The organism is Vibrio sp. Vb1554, assembly GCF_033344235.1.
The window spans coordinates 350270-362434 of record NZ_JAWPOJ010000001.1; the positions used below are offsets into that span (position 1 = coordinate 350270).

General features: G+C 45.9%; 12 protein-coding genes. 9 read left to right on the top strand and 3 right to left on the bottom strand.

The window, feature by feature from the left end; all coding sequences use genetic code 11:
• Positions 1-7: 7 nt before the first annotated feature.
• The 3 genes from R8N28_RS01530 (at position 8) to R8N28_RS01540 (ending at position 2992) form a co-directional block, all read left to right on the top strand.
• Positions 8-1744 carry a hypothetical protein gene (locus tag R8N28_RS01530; protein ID WP_042521075.1) on the top strand — a complete coding sequence of 579 codons (1737 nt, stop codon included), beginning with the start codon at positions 8-10 and terminating at the stop codon, positions 1742-1744.
• Positions 1741-2472, top strand: a complete 732-nt coding sequence (locus R8N28_RS01535; RefSeq protein WP_042521073.1) for a DUF3726 domain-containing protein — start codon at positions 1741-1743, stop codon at positions 2470-2472. Before R8N28_RS01530 ends, R8N28_RS01535 begins: the two co-directional genes overlap by 4 nt.
• A 142-nt stretch (positions 2473-2614) precedes the next feature.
• A complete protein-coding gene (locus R8N28_RS01540) occupies positions 2615-2992 on the top strand; it encodes a nuclear transport factor 2 family protein (RefSeq protein WP_065275629.1) in 378 nt (125 codons plus the stop codon).
• A gap of 82 nt (positions 2993-3074) precedes the next feature.
• Here the strand turns inward: R8N28_RS01540 and R8N28_RS01545 are convergent, their stop codons facing one another.
• Complete coding sequence (locus R8N28_RS01545; protein ID WP_005375798.1) at positions 3075-4070, bottom strand: ABC transporter substrate-binding protein; 996 nt, start codon at positions 4068-4070, stop codon at positions 3075-3077.
• A gap of 141 nt (positions 4071-4211) precedes the next feature.
• Positions 4212-6446: a hypothetical protein gene (locus tag R8N28_RS01550; RefSeq protein WP_065275369.1), complete on the bottom strand. Its 2235-nt coding sequence runs from the start codon at positions 6444-6446 to the stop codon at positions 4212-4214.
• 428 nt (positions 6447-6874) lie between these two features.
• Between R8N28_RS01550 and artP the strand changes: the two genes are divergently transcribed.
• From artP to R8N28_RS01575, 5 genes are all read left to right on the top strand, one after another.
• Complete coding sequence (artP, locus tag R8N28_RS01555) at positions 6875-7603, top strand: arginine ABC transporter ATP-binding protein ArtP (RefSeq protein ID WP_114139536.1); 729 nt, start codon at positions 6875-6877, stop codon at positions 7601-7603.
• A gap of 88 nt (positions 7604-7691) precedes the next feature.
• Positions 7692-8423 (top strand): arginine ABC transporter substrate-binding protein, encoded by a 732-nt coding sequence (locus R8N28_RS01560; RefSeq protein ID WP_054579000.1) that lies wholly within the window; start codon positions 7692-7694, stop codon positions 8421-8423.
• A 1-nt stretch (position 8424) separates the two neighbouring features.
• Entirely contained in the window at positions 8425-9114 is a 690-nt protein-coding gene (artQ, locus tag R8N28_RS01565; protein WP_042521067.1) for an arginine ABC transporter permease ArtQ, read from the top strand.
• On the top strand, positions 9111-9779 hold the full coding sequence (gene artM, locus R8N28_RS01570; RefSeq protein WP_065275368.1) for an arginine ABC transporter permease ArtM: 669 nt from the start codon (positions 9111-9113) through the stop codon (positions 9777-9779). Before artQ ends, artM begins: the two co-directional genes overlap by 4 nt.
• A gap of 138 nt (positions 9780-9917) precedes the next feature.
• Complete coding sequence (locus R8N28_RS01575) at positions 9918-10490, top strand: protocatechuate 3,4-dioxygenase (RefSeq protein WP_054578999.1); 573 nt, start codon at positions 9918-9920, stop codon at positions 10488-10490.
• Positions 10491-10499: 9 nt separating this feature from the next.
• Here the strand turns inward: R8N28_RS01575 and R8N28_RS01580 are convergent, their stop codons facing one another.
• Positions 10500-11330, bottom strand: a complete 831-nt coding sequence (locus tag R8N28_RS01580) for a LysR family transcriptional regulator (RefSeq protein WP_065275367.1) — start codon at positions 11328-11330, stop codon at positions 10500-10502.
• Positions 11331-11448: 118 nt separating this feature from the next.
• Between R8N28_RS01580 and R8N28_RS01585 the strand changes: the two genes are divergently transcribed.
• On the top strand, positions 11449-12096 hold the full coding sequence (locus R8N28_RS01585; protein WP_065275366.1) for a glutathione S-transferase family protein: 648 nt from the start codon (positions 11449-11451) through the stop codon (positions 12094-12096).
• Positions 12097-12165: the final 69 nt, after the last annotated feature.

Below are 12165 nucleotides of genomic sequence, written 5' to 3' on the forward strand. Positions count from 1 at the left end.
GAGCAAAATGGATGCACATCGTTCTACTTATACGGAAGCAACTATGCGCGATGCAGCGATTGTCATGGCAGCCGAAAGGCTTGGCGCAATGCACCAAAACCGAATCAGCTTTGTTCGCAGTCTGATTCGTAATATGGCAAGCCAAAACTGGCAAGTAACCAAGCATGAGTGGCAGCTTTGTCCTCGTGGTTATGGTCATGTGATTTACAAATTGACCACGCCAGAGCACGTTTATCATTTGGTGGTATTCTGTGATGAAATTGCCGACGACGAGCGTAATGATCGCGTAATTGCTGAAAAGTGGGACGTCACATTTGCACTGGTTCAAGGCGATGTTGATGTTACTTTGTTGGAAAGATTGCGAGAAAATGTACCGCTGCAAGAAGCGGGACGTAATCCAAACAACGTACTTGTTCTTGCTCGCGCAAATAAAAGTGTGCGCGTGTTTGAGCACATTGTTAGCGCGCTTTCTCAAGGCGAGCAGCCTGAGCCGAAAGAATTAGCGGAAGTGGGTTATATCCTGCGTACCACAGCTGTTTATGGTAACGGAAAGTTTGGTATCGCCGATTTCAAACTGTTAGAGAACAACTCAGATTTCAGCCAGTCTTTTAGTGCGCAAATGTGTGCCGTATATATGTTGCGTGAATTCAGCCTAGATTGGGTGCACTATCTGGCACTTCAACAAGGTGGCGACAACGCGGTGGCTTTGCATCGTGGCTTGCAGCGCTACCTTGGTGTCGGTAATGCTACTGGCTTAGGCATGGCTCCATACTTGATTAATCACCCGTGTATTGTTGACCAATGGATGACTTCTCGCGAACGTGCGGTAGCGCGAGTCTTTGCGATGCCGTGTGAAGCGTCGTTCCATGCTCCTTTGCAAGGATTGCTGCAAAAAGCACAGCGTCATTTAGAGCAAGTCATCACCATTAATGAACATCAAGACAGGCTCAATCATCAAGCGATAGCAGACATCAAACAACTGCTATCGGAGCTAACAACGTTAATGGCATTACATCCGAACTGGGCGAGTTTGGTCGAGCATAAGAAAACAATGAGTGTGGAAGCCCAAGAAATCCTCACCTCTTGCTTGATCGAACTCTACCCATCTTTAGTGGATGAATTTGCTAGCCAAATGAATACGGATGAAACGTTATCTATTCCGGGCGGGAAAAAGATCCAAGATTTACTGGAAGTGTTGCAAAGCAAGTACCGCTGGGCGATTGATGCGGATTACTCACTGGCCGAGAACAATTATTGGTTCTGGTATCGCTCACAAGACAAAGAAGAGCCAAGGCTTGGTGTTCGCGGGGAAGAGGCTGGAGAAGAAAAAGAACTGCCGCTTGATATCGGCAGACAAGTGAATCGCTTGTACCAGGCCTTGCTTGACTGTGATGTAGAAATGTCCGTAGCAGAGTTTCTATTGCAAAAACCGGCTTATCGTTCGATCACACGTCGCGTATGGACGTTAGGCAACCGTGCGATGGGGGATATTCAAATGAATGTGCTGCGTAAAGATGCGTTACCAATGCACTTACTGCGCTGTAAATTGGCGATCTTTGGTGCGACTAAGTTTGATCCGCGCTCGGATCGTTGGGTTCGAGTAACTTTCTTCCAAGGTGCGCCGTTGTTAGATGAAATTCACGACCCTAAACTGGCAGACACATGGATTTTCCCTAGCATGCCGCCGCGTGACGAAATTGCGCAAAGTGACAATCAAAAAATCAACGGAGGATTTGCATTATGATCGTCTCTCACAACGAATTGGTGGCCGCGGTTAATAAGGCATTTCTTGGCATGCGCCGTCACTGTGGTGAGGCGGATGTCATTGCGAACATGGTGGCGGACTTGCAAATGGTTGGCTTACATGGAGTTCGTCATTTTAATAACGCCAGTCTATTTCTTGGGTTAGATTCAGACTGCGCCGTATCGGTGACCAACATTACGCCGTCAAGCATAGAGGTAGAACTGCATAACGGGAGTGTAGCGTGTCATTTACCCGCTGTGTTGGATTTCGCGCTTGAGAAAATGATTAACCGTAAGTCGATTACCATTACGTTGAAGCAGTGTCATAACCGTTGGTTGGGTTTCAGTGAGTTGTTGAAGCTCTCTGCGAAAGGCATCGCGTGTCGCGCACAATGGGTCAATGGCTCTAGTCCCAAGCGAACGCTTTATGTGTTAAACCGCGGACGAATCGCGCCAGAAGTCTTTTTCTCGGATCAGTTTGATGGGCATGATACGGATTTGCATAGTATGGTTATCGAACTCTCTGTGAACGATTTCGATATCGAGAAAAGCGCACAGGGATACACCATTCACATTGAAGGCGATGAGTTAAGCAACACGCAACAAGCCTCTTGGCAAAATGGTATTTTTGTCGAAGACCAAGAATGGGAAACACTGAAACAAACCGCAACCGCGTTGCTGGTGGAGAACAGTGAGCGTTCTATGCTCGGTGCTGGCGGTGTGGTTTAAGCGATGAAAGGCGATGATTCCAAGTAGAAGTGATGAAGGCTGCTCTTTAGCGGCCTTTTTTGTGCGCGAAGTTTGGTCACTTCTGAAGTTCAAAGACTATGATTACCGTTATCCGCAAGATGGAGCAACACAGGTAAGAAAAATGGATCTGCAAGAGAATAAAAGAAATGCCATTGCGTTTTACGAAACCTCCTATCGAGGTAATCCAAGAAAAGCGGTTGAAGACTATGTTGGCGATGAGTACATCCAGCACAATCCATTAGTTGGAAATGGCCCCGAGGCTTTTATCGAGTATTTTGAGCGGATGCAAAATGAGTATCCCAATAAAGACATTACGTTTGTGCGAGCCATTGCTGAAGGGAACTTGGTGGCACTACACACTCACCAAACATGGCCTAATGATATTGAATACGTGACGATGGATTTCTTTCGTTTTGATCATAATGGGAAGATTGTTGAACATTGGGACGCTCTGCAAGAGATTCCTAAAGAAACATTGAATGGTCACACCATGTATTAACGAGTCGTTGACGAGTCTCCCATGCCGTTTATTCAAACGGTATGGGAGGTTAAATGATTTGTGGCACTTTAAGTATTAATCATCAAAGCGCTTTTTCGATTCTCACCGCGACGTCTTCAGATACCCAGCCTTTCCACAAGTCAGGGTAGGTATTAAAGAAGTAAAACATCGCTTCTTCACCGTCCGCGTAGTTATCTTCCATCCAGGCCAGCATTTCACTCATTTGCTCGTTGGTAAATCCGCGTTTCTGCAAGTACGCGAATGCTTGGGGTTCTTTGCTCGCAAACGCCTCAGTTGTTACTGTGCGAACTGGAGAAGGTGGGTACATTGTTACTTTTGGTGAAGCGCAATCAGGCTGAGTGGTACAGTTGCGATACTCTTCTAAATCTGTTCCGCTACCAAAATCCACTTTGACCATATCATACTTGCCCAATACGGGGGTCGGTGACCAGTAGTAACCAAACCAAGGCATTTTGCGATCATAGGCTTTGGCGATGGTGCCAGCTAATGCTGCGCCAGATCCTGGGTCAACCATCTCAAAGCCGTGCTCACTTAACCCTAATGCATTAAACAAGTGACCGGAGGTGATTTGGCATGTCCAACCAGCAGGGCAGCTATAGAACGCGAACTTGTCATCATCTTCTGGGTGTTCAAATAGTTTGGCGTGCTTGATGACGCCTTCTATCGTCGCGAGTTCTGGATACTGTTTTACCAGATAGGCGGGAACCCAAAACCCTTCTTCACCACCATTGACAAGCGATTCACTAGCGATGCGCAAGCGTTTATCCGCAATCCCTTTATCAAGTGCTTCTTTAATACCGTTTGTCCATAACTCTGGCGCAACGTCAGGCTGTCCCTTTTCAATCATAGAGGTGCCTGTAGGAACGCTATCACCAGGGATCAATTCCGCATCGCACTGGTAGCCTTCATTTAAGACAAATTGGTCGATGTGCGCCATTAAGCTGGCCGAATTCCAATTCATGTCTGCGATGGTTATTTTTCCGCATTCGTCCGCATTTGCATGAGTAGATAATGCTGATAGCAGCAGAACAGAGAGCATTGAAGGTGTCGTTTTCATGTGACTGAATTTCCTTGTCGTTGTCATTTACTTCAGTATATACATCGGTTTATAAAGATTCAGTGAACAAGTTTTTTTCAGTGACGTTAAGCATAAAAACGGTGATTTATGAAGCGTTTGGTGAGGCGTGTTGAAAGGGAGTTAATACAGCAAGAACACTCCTTCGTAGCCGCCAATCTCAATATGAGAAACATAGTCGCCGATGTTACCGTCTTGATCTACAGGTCGCATAGGCTCTGGAAGCACGATTGTCATCTTCGGTGAGGTGAAATAATCGATATTCTTGCCAAAGAAATCAGTTCGATACAGAACTCGGCCTTTGGTGAATTCGCGGGCTAACACCATCTCTGTAGGGCCATGCATCACTACCGTATCGTCTGAGTGATACGCAAAGTACGTATGGGTTGGTAACAAATCGATAGCGCCATTAGGCAAGTCAGGATGAGCCACTTTGCTCATAGAAGCATCTCCAATCACTGTGTAATCGGCGGAATAGGGCGTGCTGGTGGACATCATTAGCGGAGTCGCCTGATACCCATCTGGGATTTGATTGGTTGGCATACCTAAATCAACGGCAAGCAAGGTGCTAGGTTGATAAGCAATATTCTTTGGTACGCCTGCCTTCCAGAAGTTGTCACTTGTTGTGTTATTACTTCCATATAAGTAGCCATTGTTCCACTGATTAAAGTAAATGCGCTCAGGGTGATAGTTTAAGTAGAACACCGCTAGTGCAGAGTATTGGTCCTGTTTCCAATTGTTTTCTGTGTTACCAAAGTATTGAACGCGACCATAACGCGTGGTCGCTTGATAAATCACTTTCTGGCCAGCTTTGGCGAGTGCAGAGTTATCCCAAAATTTAGCCAAGCCAGCATAGCCACTAAAGCCGGTAGCAGGGAAAAGGTAGTGCTCGCGCAAGTACAAGGAGCCAGCGTAAACCAAGTGGTTTTGCCCATTACGACCGAATAAGTTTGCCGTACCTATGTTGAGGCCAATTAACGCATCTTCATCCAGCGTTGCCAGTTTATTCAAGAACGCCGAGAATTGCGCTTTGTAAGCATCGTCAGCAGCTTGGCTACCCGCCACCAAACCAAGTTCATCCACTGTGCCTCCGGAATATATGTAGAACTGATTTGCACCGAGTAACTTATTCGTATCGTCGTTGTACGCACCATTTAAACCTTGTTTCGCCCATTCAGCTTGGTAATAGTGGCGCATTGTATTGGTAAAAACGGGATTACCGAGATTGGTCAATGCCCAAGAAGAGGTTTGATTCCACATACGACCAAATGGAATAACCCGTGACTCCCAACGAAATCGGGCCGTTGCATTCTTATTCGAACGGTTTTTGTATTCATTCCAAGAAAGATAATTGTCTTGGTTTCGATCTGCAGATTTGTCGAAGCCACGAATTTTACGCCAGCGTTGAATGGTTTGACCTTCCGGTGTCTCCGTTGGTGCTACTGAGATATTGACGGCAGGGAAGCTATTTTTGAGTTGAATGTTTTCGAGACGTGGGCGGTTTTCTATGTTGCCGTCATGCCAAGTAATTTTCGCAAAGTAAAGGCGGCCGCCGTCGCGTAAAAAGGTGGAGCCAAAGTACTGACCGCCACCATAAGTTTTTCCGCTACCATCATGCGTTGTAGCGCGAACCCAATCCGAAGGAACAGACCAGTTTACTGTTTGGTTTTTAGTCATGTTCTCAGTTTTGTCTTTTTTAATCGCGAAGCGTTTCCATTCTGTTACCCGACCAAACGAGTCGATAGCAGAAGGGTATTCAATCGTGAAGCTGCCGCCTTGAGCAAACTGAGAGAACGTAAAGGCTAAGCGGTCGAACTTCTCTGAGTGATAGACATAGAGGGCTCCACCATTATTCGCCTGGCCAAATACATCAGCATCCCATGGCGGTGGTTGATATAGCCAAAAGCCGGCGTGGTCAGCGCTGGCGGTATAGCCAACGATCATCGGTTTTCGATTGAGTAAGGTATTTTCACCATGGCTTGAGTCGACTTCAGCTAGGATAGTGTCTTCAGAAAAGTGGAGAAAGAAATCTTCGTAGTCAATTCCATTCAGTTCTGCTTGGTTACGTATATCGTTTTCCAGCCAACCTGAGTTAAGTTCCAGCTTTTGGTTGTACATGTAACCAAGCGCTTTTACACGCTCGTTATCACTCTTATCTTTGTAAGCTCCAAACACGATATCGGCATTATCCAACTCCCATTCAAGTGCAGCGGCAGCAGATATAGGCTTATCTTGAAGATCAATACCCTGTTCATGCAATCCAGGTAACACGATTGATGTTCTACTCCAAACGCTGGGTATAGAAAGTAAGCTCAGAGAAGCAAGTGCAATGAGAGAAAAACAATGCGACTTCAACATGGGGTTATCTCACTCATACTTAGATGACTCGAATTAAGGGCCAGAATACAAAGAGAAATTATAGTCCATTCACAAAGTCCTAATCAGGAACCCGCCGATAGAAGGCTTTACCGGAAATCGAGGGGGGAAGCCCGGCAAAAATGAGAAGGTGTACTTGGAATAGATCATCCTCATAGACTCAAAACTTCCTCTACACGTCAGTACAAAAATAACCACCATTTTAACCTTGTTTCGGTCGTCACCATGTTGTTGGATTTTTCTTCAACAAATTCAGTTAAAACTAACTCTTCAAACCAGTCAGATACTCTGTCTTGGTGGTAGCTGATCATACAAAAAATTAACAAATTAAATTTTTATACATTTTTATTGCATAAAAAGTCCAGTTGAGTAATATAAATACCAAGTGACAATTAATGCGGTATGTCAGCATGACTATTCAGGTAAGCGGAATCAATAAATCCTACGGTGAGACACAAGTGCTTCACGATGTCAGCTTTAAGTGTGAAAGCGGGGAAACACTGGTGTTACTCGGTCCGAGTGGTGCAGGGAAGAGCTCTCTACTACGTGTTCTTAACCTTCTTGAAGGAGCGGATAACGGCCAGTTAAACATCGCTAATGACGCATTCGACTTTTCAACTGAAATCAAAGAGAAGCAAGGTTTAGCGCTTCGTCGTAAAGTGGGCATGGTGTTCCAACAGTACAACCTATGGCCGCATATGACAGTGATGGAGAACCTGATTGAGGCTCCGGTAAAAGTCGCTGGCATGGATAAAGAAGAAGCGAAGAAGCAGGCAATGCAAATTCTCGCGACGCTGCATTTGGCAGACAAAGCGGATGCATGGCCGATGCAACTTTCTGGTGGTCAGCAACAACGTGTGGCGATTGCTCGTGCATTGATGATGAAACCGGAAGTCTTGCTTTTTGATGAACCGACCGCTGCGCTTGATCCGGAAATTACTAACCAAGTCGTTAAGATTATTAAAAATTTAAGCGAAACCGGAATTACACAAGTAGTTGTGACGCACGAAGTGGATTTCGCCAAGAAAATCGCTAGTCACGTACTGTATTTAGAAAAAGGACACATCGTTGAGCACGGCACAAATGATTCGTTTTCTAACCCGCAAACCGCCCAGTTTGCTGACTACTTAAATCACTAAATCACGTTTTTAAAGTTCAGTCTATTTAACAGATAAGCTCGGCTGTCATTGCGAGTGTCAGCCCACTAAGTACACACGGAGTATTGCAATGAAAAAGATTCTACTAGCTTCACTAATCGGACTTGTCTCAGCGAACGCAGCAGCACAAGAAGAGATCAAATTTGCGATGGAAGCGACGTACGCCCCATTCGAATACATGGATGAAAACAACCAAATCCAAGGTTTTGATGTGGATCTGGCGAATGCACTATGTAAAGAAATCGAAGCAAAATGCACCTTCCACAACCAATCTTTTGACAGCCTGATCCCAGCATTAAAATTCAAGCGCTACGATGCGGCAATCTCTGCAATGGACATTACTGAGGCGCGTTTGGAGCAAGTGAATTTCACGAATGCATACTATGACAACTCAGCAGCGTTTGTTTCTATCAAAGAAAAAGTGGCTGATCAAAAAGCACTAGAAGGTAAGCGTGTTGGTGTTCAAAACGGCTCAACACACCAAAGCTACCTGATTGAGCAAATGCCGGGCGTAACCGCGGTTCCTTACTCAAGCTACCAAGACGCGTTCATCGATATGAAAAATGGCCGTATTGATTCTGTATTCGGTGACACAGCAGTCGTAGCAGAATGGTTCAAGAAAGAAGACAACCTAGCTTACGTGGGTGAGCACATCACTAACCCTAAATACTTCGGTAACGGTTTCGGTATCGCAGTAAATAAAGGTAACGACGAGCTAGTGAACAAGCTGAACACAGCACTGAAAACAGTGAAAGCAAACGGCGAATACGACGTAATCTACAACAAATACTTCGGTAAGTAATATGGCACTAACGGGTTACTCTTTATCGCTTGTTCAAGCTAGTTGGATGACTGTCCAGCTAGCCTTCACAAGCCTCTTAGTCGGTTTGATTCTGGCAGTGGTATTCGCCAGTGGTGAAATGTCTCGCCGCGTTTTCGTTAAATGGCCAATGACGGCGTTTGTGACGATTGTACGTGGCTTGCCAGAAATCCTTGTCGTGTTGTTCATCTATTTTGGTTCGACGCAGGTTCTGTTTTTAATCACCGGCGACTTTATTGAAGTTAGCCCGTTCTTGTCTGGCGTGGTGGCGTTGTCATTGATCTTCGCTTCCTACGCTTCTCAAACTCTACGTGGCGCATTAAAAGCCGTTGGAAGAGGGCAGAGAGAAGCAGCAAGTGCACTCGGCATCAGTCAAGCACACGCTTTCGTTCGCATTGTTTTACCACAAGCAGTAAGACACGCACTACCAGGTTTAACTAACCAATGGTTGGTTCTGCTGAAAGACACCGCGCTTGTATCACTGATTGGCGTAACGGATTTGTTGAAACAAGCGCAGCTAACATCTGCAGCGACGCATGAAGCGTTTACATGGTACGCAACCGCTGCGGTGATTTACCTAGGCATTACTTTGATTACACAACGTGCCGTCAAACTGATTGATAAGAAGTTCTCAATTCAAGGCATGAGCATGGGACAGGAGGCGACCGCATGAACGAACAACACGTTTGGCAAATGCTGGATGGCTTAGGCACTAGCCTCCAATTGACCGCCGCTTCCTTGGTTGTGGGCTGTCTTTTAGCTCTGATGATGACGCTGACTCTGATCCTACGTACTCCGGGTTTGCATTGGGTAAGTCGTGGCATCATCACCTTGTTCACAGGTACGCCTTTGCTGGTACAGATCTTCTTGGTGTACTACGGTCCGGGTCAGTTTGATGCCGTAAGAGAAAGTGTATTCTGGACATGGTTAAGCCAACCTTGGTTCTGTGCGATGTTAGCGCTAGCACTCAATACCGCTGCATACAGCACTCAGTTGTTCAAAGGAGCGTTTAACGCGATTCCTTCCGGTCAATGGCAAGCGTGTCGTGCTCTGGGTATGAACAAAACCGCAACGCTAAAAGTGCTGCTACCATACGCTATTCGTCGTGCTGTTCCTGCTTACTCGAACGAAGTGATTTTGGTCTTCAAAGGCACGTCACTAGCAAGCACGATTACGATCATGGATCTGATGGGTTATGCGCAGCGCATTAACGTACAAACCTACGATACGTTGACGGTATTTGGTATTGCAGGCGCATTTTATTTAACGGTAAATGGTGTGCTAACTCTCATTTTCCGTCAGGTAGAGAAGAAAGCATTGGCGTTCGAAGCCGCATAATCCTTCAATCAACACTCATCATTTAGTTCCACAGTGCCTCTGCGAATGGCTCTCTTGCAGGGGCATTTTTTATATTCGTCATGGCAAATTCCTTAAGTTCCCCCAAACTTAATTCAACGCAATTGTATTGGTGGCACCATGGAAAGAAGACACTTTTTAGCGCTGTGGACATTGTTGTTCGCCCCCTCTTTAAAAGCGAAAACACCAATGCGGCCAACGCCAGCACAAACTGAAGGGCCATTTTATCCAGTAGTGGATATTCCTCTTCGTCAAAACTTGATTCTGCAATCAGAAGGCTTGGTCGGTGAACCTATCGTGTTGCAAGGCAGAGTAGTAGATACATCGGGAAACCCTGTCTCAGGCATCAAAGTAGAAACCTGGCAATGCGATGGGCAGGGGATTTACGATCATCCTAAGCAGCCAAATAATGATAAGTTTGATGCTCACTTTGCAGGCTTTGGCGCATTCGAAACTCAATCGGATGGTCGCTACTTATTCCAGACTTTGTATCCTGTGCCTTATGCCTCTCGTCCTCCGCACATTCACGTTAAGTTGTGGCGGGATAACCAAGAGCTTCTGACCACTCAGTTGTACTTAAAAGGCAATACTGGTGATGAATGGTGGGGTGGCAAAGCCCGTGATTATCTACAGTTTGAAACCATACGAATCGACGGGCGATTAACGGGCGAATTCAACTTTGTGATTGGTTAGCGAATTCAGTTAAGCCATTAACTCAACCAATTGCGCCAAGCATTCTTTATCCAGTATCGGATGAGGCTCGACGCCCGTGACCAAAACGATATCCACGGAAGGCAGCGATGGCATATCGCCTAAGATCTTAAGATCCTCGCTAACGCTAACACTGCCCATCGCACCGATAGCCATGCCTGAACGTACAATTGCTCGTTGTGCAGAAGCCGTATTGCAACATGCCAGTAGTTGATAAGGAGTGCCACGTTTGGTTAATCCGTCTACTGCTGCCGCATGGTATTTACAGTCGGTTTGGAATAGGGCGAGAGGGAGAGGTTGGGCGTTCTCAATGTCAAAATCAGGATGAGCAATCCACACGCCTTTGTCGCTTGCTAGCCAGTAACCTTCCTCACTGTCCGGTGCTCTTGTCACAATAGCGGCGTCTAGCTTTCCTTCATCGAGTTTTTCTCTCAAGGTGATGCTTGGCTCACTAAAGACTTGAATCGAACATGTGGGCTCAGATTGCTGTAATACGCGGATGACTTTAGGCAAGATATTGTCGTTGTAATCCTCTGGGCAACCTAAGCGAAGAGGGCGCTTGTTTTCATAGCGCCTCACTTGTTTCAGTGCTTGATTGTGCAAGCTGACCAATTGCTCGGCGTGAGAGCGCAGTGCCAGTCCCGCTTCACTCAATACGAGGTTACGGCCTTCTTTTTCAAACAAGCTGACGCTGAGTTCGTCTTCTAGCTTACGCATTTGTGCACTGAACGCGGATTGGGTGCGATTGATCTGCTTGGCTGCACGAGTGAAACTGCCCGTTTCGACAAAAGCAAGAAAGCTGCGCAACGCATCGATATCCATATCTAAAACTCATCCATCGTTTTTGTTGAAGTGTTCCATCAAAACTATCCGTTAGTGCCCTTAAATACAATCAGATATTGTGAATGGGTACTCAAAACACAAACCGCATGGAGGCGTCATGAAACTGTTTATTGCTAACCAAAACTACTCAAGCTGGTCACTGCGCGCATGGTTGATCTTTTCTCAATTCAAACTAGATGTCGAAGTCACCAAGCTCAAATTATTCACAGAAGATTTTTATAAGACCTTGGAAGGTATTACACCAACCGCGAAAGTACCTACCTTGGTGGATGGTGACGCAACCGTGTGGGATTCATTAGCGATTTTGGAATACGTTAACGAGCAATACTTACAAGGTAAAGCTTGGCCAAGCAACTCCGCAGAACGAGCTAAAGCACGCGCCATTGCATCAGAAATGCATTCGGGTTTCTTTGATTTAAGAAACGAACTCCCAATGAACATCCGCGCACACAGAAAAGTCGACTTAACGAAGGGTGCGCTTAAAGATATTGCTCGTATTGACGCCATTTGGGCAGAGCAAGCAGAACTGCATCCAAACGGTTGGCTATTTGGAGAATGGTCGATAGCGGATGCTATGTATGCACCTGTGGCATTGCGTTTCCAAACTTATGGCATCGAGTTATCGGAAGGTGCCAAAGCTTACCAACAAAAGGTGCTAGCAAGTGAATCTTTACAGCAATGGTTGGAAGAGGCGAACCAAGAAACGGATATCGTAGAAGAAGATGAAGCAGGGGTAGAAGTATAAGCGCATCTTGCGATCGCCTGTAGCAAGGGAAAGCATGACAAAGCACGCTTTCCTCTTCTGGGATAGTTG